Source organism: Micromonospora sp. NBRC 110009 (assembly GCF_030518795.1).
Taxonomy (GTDB): Bacteria; Actinomycetota; Actinomycetes; order Mycobacteriales; family Micromonosporaceae; genus Micromonospora.
Window position 1 is genome coordinate 3490895 of record NZ_CP130427.1, and the last position, 15457, is coordinate 3506351.

The following is a 15457-nucleotide window of genomic DNA, read 5'->3' on the forward strand; positions in this document are numbered from 1 at the left end:
CGTTCAGGCTCGCCGACTAGGGTGCTGGCAGACACTCATTCAGGCGAGGGAGAAGCAGATGGCGGGTCGACTCGCGGTCGTCGGTGCCGGGCTGATGGGCTCGGGCATCGCCCAGGTGGCGGCGCAGGCGGGCTGGCAGGTGACGCTGCGGGACCTGGACGACGCGGCCACCAAGCGGGGCGTCGACGGCATCCGTAAGTCGCTGGAGAAGTTCGCCGAGAAGGGGAAGATCGAGGCGTCCGAGGTCGAGGCGACCCTGGCCCGGATCACCCCGACCACCGACCTGGAGGCGGCGGCCGACGCGGACATCGTGGTCGAGGCGGTCTTCGAGAAGATCGAGATCAAGCACGAGGTGTTCCGCGCGCTGGACAAGATCTGCAAGTCCGACGCGGTGCTGGCCACCAACACCTCCGCCATCCCGGTGACCCAGATCGCCACCGCCACCGAGCGCCCGGAGTCGGTCGTCGGCACCCACTTCTTCTCGCCGGTGCCGATGATGAAGCTCTGCGAGCTGGTCCGCGGCTACAAGACCAGCGACGAGACCATGGACCGGGCGAAGGCGTTCGCCGAGGAGATCGGCAAGACGGTGGTGGTGGTCAACCGGGACATCGCCGGTTTCGTCACCACCCGGCTGATCTGCGCGCTGGCGATGGAGGCGGTCAAGCTGGTCGAGTCCGGCGTCATCTCCGCCGAGGACCTGGACACCGCCTGCAAGCTCGGCTTCGGCCACGCCATGGGCCCGCTGGCCACGGTCGACCTGACCGGGGTGGACGTGCTGCTCAACGCCGCGAAGAACATCTACACCGACACCGCCGACGAGAAGTTCTTCCCGCCGGAGCTGCTGCAGCGCATGGCCACCGCCGGCGACCTGGGCCGCAAGACCGGCCAGGGCTTCTACGCCTACTGAGTCGCGCTCGTGACGCCCCCGGCTGCCAGGGTCGGGGGCGTCATCCTGCCCGGGGCGGGGTCAGGGCCCCGCCCAGCAGGGCGAACGCATCCGGGATGACGGTGTTCCAGTAGCCGAAGTTGTGCCGGCCGTCGGTCCACTCGGCGCGTACCGGCCGCTCGGGCAGCGCCCGGGTCAGGGCGCGGACGTCCTTCAGGAAGTTGTCCTGCCGGCCGCACCAGAGCCCGACCGGGGTGCCGCGCAGCTTCCCGGCGCCGGCGAAGACCGCGTCGCCGGGGCGTACGGCGGGAGAGAAGGCGGCCACCGCGCGCAGCCAGCCCGGGTACGCCTCGGCGAGCAGCAGCGCGCCGCTGCCCCCGGTGGACCAGCCCCAGACGGCGAGCCGGCTGCTGTCGAAGCCGCGCCGGGCGCACCAGGTGGGCACCTCCTCGCGCACCATCCGCTGCGGGTCGTCGGTCCCGGAGGGGTGCCAGGAGTTCCGGGGACCGGTGGCCCCGGCGAGCACGAAGGGCGGCGCGCCGCGGCGTACCGCGTCGGTGAGGAAGCGGGCCAGCCCGAGTCGGCCGAAGTCCCGGGGCGTGGCCGAGGCGCCGTGCAGCACGAGGCAGACCGGGAGGCCCCGGCCGTCGCCGTACCCCTCGGGGACGGCGGTCCAGAAGTCCACCTCCCGGCCCCGGGCGTTGGACGCGATGCGGATCAGCCGCGCGTCACCGGCCGGGACATCCGGCCCCGAGGGGTCCGGTTCGGCGCGGGAGAGTTGCCGCGCGGTAAGCCCACCGATCACGCCGGCGCCGGCCACCCCGGCACCTGCGGTGAGCAGCGCGCGCCGGGTCAGGAGGTGAGCCATGCCGGCGAGTGTGCCACCTGCGGGTTAGGAAGGGTCCCTTGCTATGCACCAGGCGTTAACCGGGGGCCCTTCCTTGCACCGTCAGCCGTCGCGCCTGGTGGTCCAGCGGAAGGTGGTCAGGCAGAGTGCCAGGCCGATCACGCACCAGAGGCCGAGCACCAGGGCGACCCGGCCCAGTTCGAACGAGCCGCCCGGCTCCTGCCCGCCGAAGCTGTCCGGCAGGAAGACCGAGCGCAGCCCCTGGCACATCCACTTGAGCGGGAAGAGCGCCGCCACCTGCTGCATCCAGCCCGGCAGGCTGGTGAAGACGAAGAACACGCCGGAGATGAACTGGAGCACCAGCGCCACCGGGGTGACCACCGCCGAGCCGCTGCGGGCGGTGCGGGCCAGCGACGAGATGGCGATGCCGCACAGGGTGCAGGCGGTGACGCCGAGGACCGCGACCCAGCCGAAGGTCGCCCACTTCGCGGCGGTGTCCGGCAGTTTCAGGTCGAACAGCGCCACCGAGACGGCGAGCAGTAGTGCGGTCTCCGCGACGCCGATGGCCACCACCATGATCACCTTGCCGGCGAACCAGACCCACTTCGGCATCGGGGTGCCCCGGTAGCGCTTGAGCACGCCCCGGTCCCGCTCGATCGGGATCCAGATGCCGAGGTTCTGGAAGCTCACCGTCATCAGGCCGGTCGCGATCATGCCGGTGATGAAGTACTGGGTGTAGCTGACCCCGGGCGCGATCTCGTCGTTGAAGATCGCCGCGAAGATAAGGATCATGATGATCGGGAAGCCCATCGTGAACACGACGGACTCCCGGCTGCGCAGGAACTGGGTGATCTCCAGCCGCCCCTGGCGCAGCGCCAGGGCGCCCGCCCCGAGCCGGCGGGCCGGTGCGGCGGCCACCGGGGCCGCCGGCTTCGTCGTGGTGGTCATCGGTGTCCGATCATCCGCAGGTAGACGTCTTCCAGGGTCGGCCGGGTGACGGTGAGGCCGGGGACCTCGCCGCCGAAGCGCGCGGCCAGCTCCGCGACCAGCGCCGTGGGCGTCGCGGTCTCCGCCGTCTCCGGCGTCCCGTCCGGGGTACGCCAGGAGACCGTGACCAGCCCCTCCTGCCGGTTGCCGAGCCGCTGCGGCGGGGCCACCTCGATCACCTGGCCGGCGGCGATCACGCCCACCCGGTCGGCGAGCGCCTCGGCCTCGTCCAGGTAGTGCGTGGTCAGCACGATGGTGGTGCCGGCGGCGGCCAGGTCGCGGATCAGGTCCCAGAACCCCCGCCGGGCCTCCGGGTCGAACCCGGTGGTCGGCTCGTCCAGGAAGAGCAGCTCGGGACGGCCGATGATGCCCAGCGCCACGTCGAGCCGGCGCTTCTGCCCGCCGGAGAGGGTGTGCGTACGGGCCCGGGCCTTGGCGCCCAGCCCGACCCGCTCGATGACCTTGTCCGGGTCGTCGGCCTCAGGGTAGAAGCCGGAGAAGTGCCGGACCACCTCGCCGACGGTCAGCTCGTCGAACTCGCCGGTGCCTTGGAGCACGATGCCGACCCGGGAGCGCCAGCGCGGGTCCGGGTGGGCCGGATCGGCGCCGAGCACGCGTACCTCGCCGGCGTCGCGCTGCCGGTAGCCCTCCAGGATCTCCACCGTGGTGGTCTTGCCGGCGCCGTTCGGGCCGAGCAGGGCGAACACCTCGCCCCGCTGGACGTCGAGGTCCACGCCGGCCACCGCGACGTTGTCCCCGTACGCCTTGCGCAGTCCCCGTACGGAGATCGCGAGCTCGTCATCCATGACGTCCAGTGTGCGACTCCGGCGGGCCGGCCGGCGGCCCGGGGTGTGGTGGTGTCGGCCATGTCGCGCCGCTCGTGCCCGTCGGTCCGCTCCATGGACCTGTGTGGTTTTCCACAGCCCGTTTTACTGAACGGTAACTTAAACTCCGGCCATGGACGAGAAGGCTCCCTCAGGGCGGCTGCCGGAGCGCGACCGGCCCTGGGTGATGCGCACCTATGCCGGGCACTCCTCCGCCGCGGCCACCAACGCGCTCTTCCGCCGCAACCTGGCGAAGGGGCAGACCGGTCTCTCCGTCGCCTTCGACCTGCCCACCCAGACCGGGTACGACCCGGACCACGAGCTGGCCGCCGGCGAGGTGGGCCGGGTGGGCGTCCCGGTGGCGCACCTCGGCGACATGCGGGCCCTCTTCGCGGGCATCCCGCTCGCCGAGATGAACACCTCGATGACCATCAACGCGCCCGCGATGTGGCTGCTCGGCCTCTACGGCACGGTCGCCACCGAGCAGGGCGCCGAGCTGGCCCGCTGCGCCGGCACCACGCAGAACGACATCATCAAGGAGTACCTGTCCCGGGGGACGCACATCTTCCCGCCGGCGGCGTCGCTGCGGCTGACCGCGGACGTCATCGCGTACACGCTGCGCGAGATGCCGAAGTGGAACCCGGTGAACATCTGCTCGTACCACCTCCAGGAGGCCGGCGCGACGCCGGTGCAGGAGGTCGGCTTCGCCCTGGCCACCGCGGTCGCCGTGCTCGACGCGGTCCGCGACGCCGGCCAGGTGCCCGCCGAGCGGATGGGCGACGTGGTCCAGCGGATCTCCTTCTTCGTCAACGCCGGGGTGCGCTTCGTCGAGGAGATCGCCAAGATGCGCGCCTTCGGCGCGCTGTGGGACGAGATCACCCGCGACCGGTACGGCGTGACGAACCCGAAGCAGCGGCGCTTCCGGTACGGCGTCCAGGTCAACTCGCTCGGCCTCACCGAGGCCCAGCCGGAGAACAACATCCAGCGCATCGTGCTGGAGATGCTCGGCGTCACCCTCTCCCGGGACGCCCGGGCCCGGGCGGTGCAGCTCCCCGCCTGGAACGAGGCGCTCGGCCTGCCCCGCCCCTGGGACCAGCAGTGGTCGCTGCGGATGCAGCAGGTGCTGGCGTACGAGTCGGACCTGCTGGAGTACCCGGACCTGTTCGAGGGCTCGCACGTGATGACCGCGTTGGTCGACGACATCGTCGCCGGCGCGCGCGTCGAGCTGGAGAAGGTGCTGGAGATGGGCGGCGTGGTGGCCGCCGTGGAGACCGGCTACCTGAAGAGCGCCCTCGTCGCCTCGCTCGCCGACCGCCGGCGGCGGATGGAGGCGGGCAGCGACGTGGTGGTCGGGGTCAACCGGTTCACCGAGACCGAGCCGTCGCCGCTGACCGCGGCCGGCGCCGAGGCGATCGAGCAGGTGGATCCGGCCGTCGAGGCGGCCGCCGCGGCCGCCGTACGCGAGTGGCGGGCCGGCCGGGAAGCGGCGGCCGTGGACGCCGCGCTGGCCCGGCTCCGCGCGGACGCCGCGACCGCGGCGAATCTGGTGCCGGCGACGCTGGAGTGCGTGCGGGCCGGGGTGACCACCGGCGAGTGGGCCGGCGCGCTGCGCCAGGTCTTCGGCGAGTACCGGGCTCCGACCGGCCTGTCCGGCGCGGCCGGGGCCGGCGGCGACCCGGGGCTCGCGGCGGTCCGCGAGCGGGTCACCGCGACGGCGCGCGAGCTGGGCAGCGGCCGGCTGCGGCTGCTGGTCGGCAAGCCCGGCCTGGACGGGCACTCCAACGGTGCCGAGCAGATCGCGGTACGCGCCCGCGACGCCGGCTTCGAGGTGGTCTACCAGGGCATCCGGCTCACCGCCGGGCAGATCGTGGCCGCCGCCGTCGAGGAGGACGTGGACCTCGTCGGCCTCTCCGTGCTCTCCGGTTCCCACCTGGCCGCCGTGCCGGCCGTGCTGGACGGGCTGCGCGCCGCCGGGCGGAGCGACCTGCCCGTGGTGGTCGGCGGCATCATCCCGGCCGGCGACGCGGACGAGTTGCGGGCCGCCGGGGTGGCCCGGGTCTTCACCCCGAAGGACTTCGCGCTCACCGGGATCATCGACGACCTGGTGACGGTGATCCGCGAGGCCAACGGCCTGTCGTGACGCGCGTCGGGCCCGTCAACGGCTCGCGTACGTCTGGCAGTCGGCCAGGTCCATCTGCGGCCCGACGGTGATCGCCGGGGCGTGGCACTCCAGGTCGGAGTTGTGCTGGCAGTCGGCGCGGCTGCAGGCGCCGACCTGGGCCACCGCCTGCTCCATGCCGCCGCGCACCGGCAGTTCGACGAAGGTGTGGCAGTGCGCGTGATCGCTGCTGCCGATCGTGATGGCGAACGCGTGGCAGTCGTTGGTGTGGTTGTAGGCGCAGGACCTGACGGCACACTCCTGGACCCGGGGCATCTCCATCGCTGCGGTCATGGTGGCGACCCTCCTTAGGCATCTTGAGCCGATTTTAGGCGTTTGGCCTATTCGTCTTGATGGCTTTGCCATCGTCTCTGGTCGCCGTCCCGCGTCGTGCGTCCCCGCCGCCCGATACTGCGGCGCGGCGCCGTCCGCGCCCGGTGTCCGGCGCGATGTCCGGATGTGGCGTCCGCTGCCGGCCGTAGATGCGCGGTCTGCGCCGAGTGTCCGGTTCCGAGGGTGGCCGGCGGCATCCCGGGGCCGGAATGGTGGGTGGGCGGGGGTCGTTGAATCCCGTGTACGGCCGAGGAAGACCACCCGCCGAGGCGGGTGCCGGCCCCCCGGAATGATGGCGGGCCGCCGGTCGTTACACATGGTCCCGGCGCCGCGAAGAGGCCCCGCCCCGCGCGCCGGATCCCCCCGAAGACTTCTTGAGCGCCTGACGGTGCTTGCGCACGAAGCCGACCCCCATCGGCGTGTGCGCCAAACCCCCGAATGGAGCTTTGATCATGAACACGATGCTGCGTAAGAGCGTGCTCGGTATTGCTGGTCTCGCGTTCGCCGGTGGTCTGGCCGCCGGTCCGCTGCACCACGAGGCCACCCCGACCACCGCCGTGACCGAGGCCGCGGTCGTGCAGGCCGACAAGCCCGACACCAGCAAGCTGATTCCGCATGGTGTGCAGGGCGCCCAGTCGCGCATCGACCTCTCCGATGAGCAGGTCGCGAATGCGAAGGCGATCATTGCGGCGACGAAGAAGGCGGGTCTGCCGGAGCGGGCCGCGGTGATCTCGATCGCCACGAGCCTGCAGGAGTCGAAGCTGGAGAACCTGGGCCACCTCGGCGACGCCAACGACCACGACTCGCTGGGCCTGTTCCAGCAGCGCCCCTCCAGCGGTTGGGGTACGCCGGAGCAGATCACCAACCCCGAGTACGCGACGCTTGCGTTCGAGAAGGGTCTGAAGCAGGTCGACGGGTGGCAGGACATGCCGCTGACCGAGGCCGCCCAGACCGTGCAGGTCTCGGCCTACCCGGACGCCTACGCCCAGTGGGAGCAGCAGGCCGCCGACCTCGTCGCCCAGCACTGGAACAGCTGACAACCACACAAGCGCACCAAGCCGCTGGCCGGCACCCGAACACGGGTGCCGGCCAGCGGCATCTGTGCGTACCGAAGCAGGAGCGGTCAGACCCGGAACCCCGCGGCCCGAGCCGCCGCGCGCTCCCGACGCCGGTCCTTGCGCCGCCGCAGGAACCAGAAGAGGAACGCGACGAAACCGAGCAGGAAGGCCAGCACCAGCACCGGCAGCAGGATCGCCACCACCGACATGATCGCGCTGGTGGCATCCTCGGCGGTGCCGGCGACCGGCGCGCCGAAGCCGGCGGTGGTCGCGTTGATGACCGGGCGGGCCGCCGACTTCAGCAGGTGCACGCCGAGCGCGATCAGCACGCCGACCACGACCGGCACCCACTGGTGCGAGGAGAAGAAGGTGTCCGGGTCGCTGACCGTGACGGTCTGCGAGCTGGAGCCGGCGCCGAACGCCAGGCCGCCGGCGGTCGGCCGGACGACCGTCTGGATCACGTCGTTGGCGTGGTCCACCACCGGCACCTTGTCGGCGACCACCTCGACGGCGAGCAGCACGGCGAGGATCACCAGGACCCAGCCGTTGCCCAGCCACTGCCAGCCGCTGGGCAGGTCGACCAGGTCGGTGTAGCGCGCCAGCAGACCCATGAGGAGCAGCGGGATGTAGGCGTTCAGGCCGGCCGAGGCGGCCAGGCCGGAACCGGTGAGGACTTCGAGCACCATCTCAATATCGCACCGGTCCGCCAGTGGCGCTCGTCGGCGACGCCCGGGTGCTCCGCTACCCTCGTCGGGTGCGGTTGGTGATTGCGAAGTGCTCGGTGGACTACGTCGGACGACTCTCGGCACACCTGCCGTTGGCCACCCGGCTGCTCATGGTGAAGGCGGACGGCTCGGTGTCGATCCACGCGGACGACCGGGCGTACAAGCCGCTGAACTGGATGAGCCCGCCGTGCCGACTGGAGGAGGCACCCGGGGTGTGGCGGGTGGTCAACAAGGCCGGCGAGGAGCTGCGGATCACCCTGGAGGAGATCTTCCAGGACACCTCGTACGAGCTGGGCGTCGACCCGGGCCTGCGCAAGGACGGCGTCGAGGCGCACCTGCAGGAGCTGCTCGCCGCCAACCCGCAGACCCTGGGCGAGGGCTTCACGCTGGTCCGCCGGGAGTACATGACCGCCATCGGCCCGGTCGACCTGCTCTGTCGGGACGCCAACCAGGGCGCGGTCGCGGTCGAGGTGAAGCGGCGCGGCGAGATCGACGGCGTGGAGCAGCTCACCCGCTACCTCGAGTTGATGAACCGCGACCCGCTGCTCGCCCCGGTGACCGGGGTCTTCGCCGCGCAGGAGATCAAGCCGCAGGCCCGGGTGCTCGCCACCGACCGCGGCATCCGCTGCGTGGTGGTCGACTACGACAAGCTGCGCGGCATCGAGCGCGACGAGCTGACCCTCTTCTGAGCCGGCCGGCCGGGGTCAGCGGCCCCGGCCGTACATCAGCTTGGCGGCCTTGACCAGGCGGGCGATGTCGCCCGGGGTGCGCTCGAAGGTCATCGCCGGCAGCAGCGAGCGGGCCCGGCGGCGGGTGATCGCCTTGGGCCGGCCGAACTCGCGCAGCCCGTCCTCGCCGTGGATGCGGCCGAAGCCGGAGTCGCCGACCCCGCCGAAGGGCAGGGTGGACATCCCGGCGAAGGTGAGCGTCGAGTTGACCGAGGCCATCCCGGAGCGCAGCCGCCGCGCCACCGCCAGGGCCCGCTTGCGCCCGAAGACCGAACCCCCGAGACCGTACGGGAGGGCGTTGGCCCGCTCGACGGCCTCGTCCACGTCGCGGACCCGGTTGACGGTCAGCGTCGGGCCGAAGGTCTCCTCGCGCACGGCGGCCGAGTCCTCCGGCACGTCCACCAGCACGGTCGGGTGCACGTACGGCGGCTGGACCGCCTCGGGCCCGCCGAGCACCGCCCGACCGCCGCGGGCGACCGCGTCGTCGATGTGCCGGCGGATGATGTCGAGCTGGGACGGCATGGTGATCGGGCCGAGGTCGGTGCCCTCCGGCCCCACGGTGAGCCGGCCGGCCTTCGCCACCACCTTGTCGACGAAGGCGTCGAAGACCTGGTCCACCGCGTAGACCCGCTCGATGCCGATGCAGGTCTGGCCGGCGTTGGTCAGCGCGCCCCAGACGCACGCCTCGGCGGCGGCGTCCAGGTCGGCGTCGGCGTCCACGATCATCGCGTCCTTGCCGCCGGCCTCCAGCAGCACCGGGGTGAGCGTCTCGGCGCAGGCGGCCATCACCTTCTTCGCCGTGGCGGTGGAGCCGGTGAAGGCCAGTTTGGACACCCCGGAGCGGCACAGCGCGGCGCCCACGTCGCCGAGGCCGTGCATCGCCTGGAAGACCGGCTGCTCGGGCACCACCTCGGCGAAGCGGTCCACCAGCCACTGCCCGACCGCCGGCGTGTACTCGCTCGGCTTGAACACCACCGCGTTGCCGGCCGCCAAGGCGTATGCGGCGGAGCCGATCGGGGTGAAGACGGGGTAGTTCCACGGGCCGATCACGCCGACCACCCCGTACGGCTGGTATTCCAGGTGGGCGGTGAACTCGGCCAGAACCAGCCGGGTGCGGACCCGCCGCGGGCCGAGCACCCGCCGCGCGTTGCGGGCGGCCCAGTCGATGTGCTCCAGGGCGGTGAGGATCTCGACGACGGCGTCTCCGACCGGCTTGCCGCCCTCGGTGTGCACCAGCTCGGCCAGCTCCTCGATCCGCCGGGCGACGACACCCCGCCAGCGCAGCAGCCGCTCCCGCCGGCCGGTGAAGCCGAGCCCGGCCCACCAGTCGCCGGCGGCGCGGGCGCGGGCGACCGCGTCCCGCACGTCCGCCTCGGTCGCCACCGGGAGCCGCCCGGCCTCCGCGCCGGTCGCCGGGCTGGTGGAGACCAGCCGGCCGGCCTCGATGATCGGGGTACCCGGCACATGCACAGCCGTCATGGCCGAAGTCTAGACCCGAGCGTTACTCGCCGGTAGGTGTCAGTCGCGCCGGTGCGATCGACGGACGTGCCGGCCGGTTGAGCCGCCCGCCCGCCGAACCGTGGATCGGGCTGTGACCGCCCGGGGTCGTCGGGGTGACCGGGCGGTGGTGGAGACGGCTACGGTGAGGTGGCAGGCTGACGCGGGGCGATCGTGGGGGCGGAGGGGCGAGAAGTCCATGGAGGAGCACCCGGAGCTGATGCCGCTGCTGACCGTGGCGGGCGGGGCGATGCGCGGACTGAGTTTCCGGGTCCGCAGGGACCCGCAGGTGATCGGCCGCGCGCCGACCGTCGACATCGTGCTCGCCGACGCGCATCTCAGCCGGCGGCACGCGACGGTCCAGCTCACCGTCGAGGGGGTCGCGCTGACCGACCTCGGCTCGACCAACGGCAGCTGGCTCAACGACGAGCGGATCAGCGGCAGCGTGCAGCTCGCCGACGGTGACGTGATCCGGGTGGGGCGTACCGAGCTGCGGTTCTTCGACCCCGGCGTGGCCCGGACCGACCCGGTCGGGCTGCACTTCGGGCTGCCCCGCCGCGACCACCGGCCCACCCTGCCGCTGCCCGTGGCGGGGTCACGGCAGGCGGTGGAGCCGACGGAGCCGGTGCAGTCGCAGCGCGGCACCGTGCCGCTCCCGGCCGACGTGCCGCGCTGATCCCACGTCGGGTCGCCGGCACGGGGCGCGCCGACACCCGCCCGGGGGCCCGGGTGGGGTCCGGCCACATGGACCGGGCCGGCCCGGTGTGCCAGCATGCGCGGATGGAGAGCGCACGGCACACCGTTCAGGCCAACGGCATCACTCAGGCGGTACGGGTGGCCGGCCCGCCGGACGGCGTACCGGTGCTGCTGGTGCACGGCAACGTCTCGTCGTCCGCGTTCTGGGAGCCGCTGCTGCGCCGGCTGCCGGAGACGCTCCGGGTGGTCGCCCCCGACCTGCGCGGGTACGGCGACACCGACACCGCCCCGGTCGACGCGACCCGGGGCCTCGGCGACTTCGCCGACGACGTGGCGGCCCTGCTCGACGCCCCCGGGCTGTTCGCCCCCGGCGCGCGGCCGGTGGTGGTCGGGCACTCGCTCGGCGGCGGGGTGGCGATGCGACTGCTGACCGACCACCCCGACCGGGTGGCCGGCCTGCTGCTGGAGGCGCCCGTCTCGCCGTACGGCTTCGGCGGCACCCGGGACCTCGACGGCACCCCGACCACGCCCGACTTCGCCGGCACCGGCGCGGGCACCGCGAACCCCGACTTCGTCGCCCGGCTGGCCGCCGGCGACCGGGGCGCCGACGGGCCGACCAGCCCGCGCAGCGTGCTGCGGTCCGCGTACGTGGCCGACCCGGCGTCCCTCGGCGGAGACGAGGAGCTGCTGCTGGAGAGCATGCTCACCACCGCCACCGGGGACGACAACTACCCGGGCACGGCGGTCCCGTCCGGGCACTGGCCGGGCACCGCGGCGGGGGAGCGCGGCGTGCTCAACTCGCTGGCGCCCGCGCACTTCCGGGTCGCCGACGAGCTGGTCGCCGTCCCGGCCAAGCCGCCGGTGACCTGGGTACGCGGCGACGCCGACGTGATCGTCTCGGACACCTCGCTCTTCGACCTGGCCTACCTGGGTTCGCTGGGCGTGGTGCCCGGCTGGCCGGGGGCGGCGGACTGCCCGCCCCAGCCGATGGTCGGCCAGACCCGGGCGGTGCTGGAGCGGTACGCGGTGGCCGGCGGGGCGTACCGGGAGGTGGTGCTGCCGGGTTGCGGGCACAGCCCGCACCTGGAGCGGCCGGACGAGTTCGTCGCCGAACTGCTGGCGTTGCTGTGAGCGCCCGCCGGCGTCTGACCGACCCGATGCGTGAAATATCCCACGGCGTCTCGACAACGCAGCGTCACGTGGCAGACTCCGGCGCATAACCTTAGCGGCCGTTCATCTCGGCAGCGGCGGAGTCAACCAGGGGAGGCCGGTCTTGGCGCGCGAGTTCACCCGTGTGGGCGTGGTGGGGCTGGGCACCATGGGTGCCGGCATCGTCGAGGTGTTCGCCCGCAACGGCCTCGACGTGGTCGCCGTGGAGATCTCCGCGGCCGCCCTGGAGCGCGGCCGGGCCACCCTCACCGGCTCGACCGACCGGGCGGTGGCCAAGGGCAAGCTCGCCGAGGCCGACCGGGACGCCCTGCTGAGCCGGGTCGACTTCCAGGTCGGCCTGGACGCGCTGCACTCGGTGGACCTGGTCATCGAGGCGGTCCCCGAGCACCTGGACCTGAAGCAGCGGATCTTCGCCGAGCTGGACCGGGTCTGCAAGCCCGAGGCGATCCTGGCCACCAACACCTCGTCGCTGAGCGTCACCGAGATCTCCGTGGCCACCATCCGGCCCAATCAGGTGATCGGCATCCACTTCTTCAACCCGGCCCCGGTGATGAAGCTGGTCGAGGTCGTCCGCACGGTGGTCACCTCCGCCGACGTGGTGGCCGACGTGGAGGCGCTCTGCGAGCGGCTCGGCAAGGTCGACGTGACGATCAGCGACCGGGCCGGCTTCATCGCCAACGCGCTGCTCTTCGGCTACCTGAACCACGCGGTCAGCATGTTCGAGGCGCGGTACGCCACCCGCGAGGACATCGACGCCGCCATGAAGCTCGGCTGCGGCTTGCCGATGGGCCCGCTCGCGCTGATGGACCTGATCGGCCTGGACACCGCGTACGAGATCCTGGACACCATGTACCGCCGCGGCGGCCGGGACCGCCGGCACGCCCCGGTGCCGCTGATCAAGCAGATGGTCACCGCCGGGCTGCTCGGCCGGAAGTCCGGCCGCGGCTTCTACACCTACGAGCGGCCGGGCTCGCCGAAGGTCGTCCCGGACGAGCACACCCCGGTGGCGACGGGGGCCGGGCTCGCCGACGGCACTCGGGCGATCGCCAAGGTCGGCGTGGTCGGCTCCGGGACCATGGCCACCGGCATCATCGAGGTCTTCGCCAAGGCCGGCTACGAGGTCATCTCGGTGACCCGGGGCGCGGAGAAGTCCGCCAAGGTCTGCGAGGCGGTCAAGACCTCGCTCAACAAGGGTGTGGTCCGGGGCAAGCTCAGCGAGTCCGACCGGGATGCCGCGCTGGGCCGGGTCACCTGGTCCGCAACCCTGGACCACCTGGCCGACGTCGACCTGGTGGTCGAGGCGGTGGTCGAGGAGTTGAGCGTCAAGAAGGCCCTCTTCGCCAGCCTGGACGAGATCTGCAAGCCGGGCGTGCTGCTGGCCACCACCACCTCGTCGCTGCCGGTGATCGACGTCGCGATGGCCACCCAGCGCCCGGCCGACGTGATCGGCCTGCACTTCTTCAACCCGGCGCCGATCATGCCGCTGGTGGAGATCGTGCAGACCATCCGCACCTCGGCGGAGACCACCGCCACCGCCCGCGCGGTCTGCGCGGCGTTGGGCAAGACGGGCGTGGTCTGCGGCGACCGCTCCGGCTTCGTCGTCAACGCGCTGCTCTTCCCGTACCTGAACGACGCGGTGAAGATGCTGGAGGCCAGCTACTCGACCGCCGACGACATCGACTACGCGATGAAGCTCGGCTGCGGCTATCCGATGGGCCCGTTCGAGCTGCTCGACGTGGTCGGGCTGGACGTCTCGCTGGCCATCCAGCGGGAGCTCTACCTGGAGCTGCGCGAGCCGGGCTTCGCCCCCGCGCCGCTGCTGGAGCACCTGGTCACCGCCGGCTACCTCGGCCGCAAGAGCGGTCGCGGCTTCCGCGACCACACCAACCGCTGACCCGGGTCAACACCGGACGCCGGTGACGGCGTCTTGAGGGTGTGACCTTCGAGGAGTACGTCGGCAGCCGCGGGCCGGCGCTGATGCGCCTGGCCCGGCTGCTGACCGGCGACGAACACCGCGCCGAGGACCTGACCCAGGACGTGCTGGCGCGCGCGTACGTGCACTGGCGGAAGATAGCCCGGGCGGACCGGCCCGACGTGTACGTGCGCCGGATGCTGGTCAACGCCAACAGGTCGTGGTGGCGCCGACGGTCCAGCCGCGAGCTGGCCGTGGACACCTTCGCCGAGCAGGCCCACCGGGGCGATCTCGGCGGCGAGGCGGCCGACCGGGACGAGATGTGGCAGCTGATCCACACCCTGCCCGATCGCCAGCGCGCCGTGCTGGTGCTGCGCTACTACGAGGATCTGGACGACGCCACGATCGCCCAGATCCTCGACTGCTCCCCGGTCACCGTCCGCACCCACGCGATGCGGGCGCTCGCCCACCTCCGGGAGCGCTTCGGCGTCCCGGCGACGAACGGGAGCCGGCCGTGACCGACCTCGACCAGCGGATCGCCTCGGTGCTGCGGGAGCGCGCCGAAGGTGAGACCGATACCCACCGGTTGCTCCGGGCCTCCCGCGCCCGGGGCCGCCGCCGGCAACTGCGCCGCCGGGCAGCGACGGGCACCGCGCTGGCCCTGGTCGGCGTCCTCGGCTTCGTCGGGGTGACCGGCACGGACCTGGCCGGGCTCTCCGGGCGGTTGCCGGGGACGGCGGCCTCGCCGGGTGTCGCCGCCCCGGTGCCGCCCCGCGCGGCCGGGGCGGCCGGGGCCGCCACCGACGCGACCCGGGTCGGCGCCGACCCGCAGGTGCTGCACTTCGACGTCGACCCGGCCCGCGCCCGGTACCTGGGCTGGAGTGTCAGCGAGATGCAGGTCGAGGAGATCCGGTTCGAAGCCGTGCGCGGGGTGCCGGTGACGGTGCAGGTGACCCGGAGCGCCGCGGCGTTCGACGGCCTCTTCCTGGAGAACTTCCCCAGCGACGTGGCGACCACCCCGCCGACGTTCGACGGGGAGGTTCGGGAGGTGCGCAGCCCGCTGCGCCCGGCCGGCAGCCCGGTGGCCGCCGCCGGTGGCCTGGTCCGCGCCTGGCAGCCGGTTCCCGGGGTGTACGCCCGGGCATACCTGCTCGGGTTCGACCGGGACGCGTTCGGGCGGGCGATGGCGGCGCTGCGCTGGGACGAGGCGCGGCGCTGCGTCGCGCCGTTGCGCCTCACCGCTCTGCCGGCGGGCGCCACGATCGGCGGCTGCACGGTGAACGTCGCCGGATTCCCCGGCGGGCTCGAGGTCGAGCTGACCCTCCAGCGGGGTGGGTCCACGTCGATGCGGGTCCACCTCCAGTACGCCGCCGAGATCGCCGGCCAGCGCAGCGACGGCAACCGGACGATCGGCGGTCGGCCGGCCTACCGGTACGGGGACAAGCTGGAACTGCTCGGCATCCCCAGGGCGCACCTGGTCGCGGACTTCGGCTGGCCCGGGGAGGGCTTCACCGCGGCGGACGCCGCCACCGTGCTGGCCGGGGCGCAGGTGGCGAAGGACCTGAGCCACCCGGAGACCTGGGACTGACCCGGTGCTTCCGGCCGGACCGCCCGTCCCGGGCCGGTCCGGCCGGCG

The 15457-nt window shown here is 72.9% G+C and carries 15 protein-coding genes; 9 read left to right on the plus strand and 6 right to left on the minus strand.

Annotated elements, in window-relative coordinates; translation table 11 throughout:
• Positions 1 to 58: 58 nt before the first annotated feature.
• The gene (locus Q2K19_RS16745) at positions 59 to 907 is read left to right on the plus strand and encodes a 3-hydroxyacyl-CoA dehydrogenase family protein (protein ID WP_302772128.1); all 849 of its coding nucleotides are present in this window, start codon (positions 59 to 61) and stop codon (positions 905 to 907) included.
• A gap of 40 nt (positions 908 to 947) precedes the next feature.
• Here the strand turns inward: Q2K19_RS16745 and Q2K19_RS16750 are convergent, their stop codons facing one another.
• From Q2K19_RS16750 to Q2K19_RS16760, 3 genes are all read right to left on the minus strand, one after another.
• Positions 948 to 1754 carry an alpha/beta hydrolase gene (locus tag Q2K19_RS16750; protein WP_302772130.1) on the minus strand — a complete coding sequence of 269 codons (807 nt, stop codon included), beginning with the start codon at positions 1752 to 1754 and terminating at the stop codon, positions 948 to 950.
• Positions 1755 to 1835: 81 nt separating this feature from the next.
• A complete protein-coding gene (locus Q2K19_RS16755; protein ID WP_302772132.1) occupies positions 1836 to 2681 on the minus strand; it encodes an ABC transporter permease in 846 nt (281 codons plus the stop codon).
• Positions 2678 to 3526 (minus strand): ABC transporter ATP-binding protein, encoded by an 849-nt coding sequence (locus tag Q2K19_RS16760; RefSeq protein ID WP_302772134.1) that lies wholly within the window; start codon positions 3524 to 3526, stop codon positions 2678 to 2680. The genes Q2K19_RS16755 and Q2K19_RS16760 overlap by 4 nt, the downstream gene beginning before the upstream one ends.
• 151 nt (positions 3527 to 3677) lie before the next feature.
• Here Q2K19_RS16760 and Q2K19_RS16765 point away from each other — a divergent pair, with 151 nt between their 5' ends.
• A complete protein-coding gene (locus Q2K19_RS16765; RefSeq protein ID WP_302772136.1) occupies positions 3678 to 5684 on the plus strand; it encodes a protein meaA in 2007 nt (668 codons plus the stop codon).
• Between the two features lie 15 nt (positions 5685 to 5699).
• On the opposite strand, the gene Q2K19_RS16770 is transcribed toward Q2K19_RS16765, so the two are convergent.
• Positions 5700 to 5996 (minus strand): DUF1540 domain-containing protein, encoded by a 297-nt coding sequence (locus tag Q2K19_RS16770; protein WP_302772139.1) that lies wholly within the window; start codon positions 5994 to 5996, stop codon positions 5700 to 5702.
• Positions 5997 to 6487: 491 nt separating this feature from the next.
• On the opposite strand from Q2K19_RS16770, the gene Q2K19_RS16775 reads away from it, so the two are divergent.
• Positions 6488 to 7072 (plus strand): hypothetical protein, encoded by a 585-nt coding sequence (locus Q2K19_RS16775; RefSeq protein WP_302772141.1) that lies wholly within the window; start codon positions 6488 to 6490, stop codon positions 7070 to 7072.
• Positions 7073 to 7158: 86 nt separating this feature from the next.
• Here the strand turns inward: Q2K19_RS16775 and Q2K19_RS16780 are convergent, their stop codons facing one another.
• Complete coding sequence (locus Q2K19_RS16780; RefSeq protein ID WP_302772558.1) at positions 7159 to 7776, minus strand: DUF4126 domain-containing protein; 618 nt, start codon at positions 7774 to 7776, stop codon at positions 7159 to 7161.
• Between the two features lie 71 nt (positions 7777 to 7847).
• Here Q2K19_RS16780 and nucS point away from each other — a divergent pair, with 71 nt between their 5' ends.
• Entirely contained in the window at positions 7848 to 8507 is a 660-nt protein-coding gene (nucS, locus tag Q2K19_RS16785; RefSeq protein ID WP_302772143.1) for an endonuclease NucS, read from the plus strand.
• A 15-nt stretch (positions 8508 to 8522) separates the two neighbouring features.
• Here nucS and Q2K19_RS16790 read toward each other — a convergent pair whose 3' ends face one another.
• Positions 8523 to 10025 carry an aldehyde dehydrogenase family protein gene (locus tag Q2K19_RS16790; protein WP_302772145.1) on the minus strand — a complete coding sequence of 501 codons (1503 nt, stop codon included), beginning with the start codon at positions 10023 to 10025 and terminating at the stop codon, positions 8523 to 8525.
• A gap of 217 nt (positions 10026 to 10242) precedes the next feature.
• Here Q2K19_RS16790 and Q2K19_RS16795 point away from each other — a divergent pair, with 217 nt between their 5' ends.
• The 5 genes from Q2K19_RS16795 to Q2K19_RS16815 all read left to right on the plus strand — a co-directional run bounded on the left by Q2K19_RS16795 (position 10243) and on the right by Q2K19_RS16815 (position 15409).
• Entirely contained in the window at positions 10243 to 10719 is a 477-nt protein-coding gene (locus Q2K19_RS16795; protein ID WP_302772148.1) for an FHA domain-containing protein, read from the plus strand.
• Positions 10720 to 10823: 104 nt separating this feature from the next.
• On the plus strand, positions 10824 to 11870 hold the full coding sequence (locus Q2K19_RS16800) for an alpha/beta hydrolase (protein ID WP_302772150.1): 1047 nt from the start codon (positions 10824 to 10826) through the stop codon (positions 11868 to 11870).
• Between the two features lie 142 nt (positions 11871 to 12012).
• The gene (locus Q2K19_RS16805) at positions 12013 to 13803 is read left to right on the plus strand and encodes a 3-hydroxyacyl-CoA dehydrogenase family protein (protein WP_302772151.1); all 1791 of its coding nucleotides are present in this window, start codon (positions 12013 to 12015) and stop codon (positions 13801 to 13803) included.
• A 41-nt stretch (positions 13804 to 13844) separates the two neighbouring features.
• On the plus strand, positions 13845 to 14339 hold the full coding sequence (locus Q2K19_RS16810; RefSeq protein WP_302772152.1) for a SigE family RNA polymerase sigma factor: 495 nt from the start codon (positions 13845 to 13847) through the stop codon (positions 14337 to 14339).
• A complete protein-coding gene (locus Q2K19_RS16815) occupies positions 14336 to 15409 on the plus strand; it encodes a hypothetical protein (protein WP_302772153.1) in 1074 nt (357 codons plus the stop codon). Before Q2K19_RS16810 ends, Q2K19_RS16815 begins: the two co-directional genes overlap by 4 nt.
• Positions 15410 to 15457: the final 48 nt, after the last annotated feature.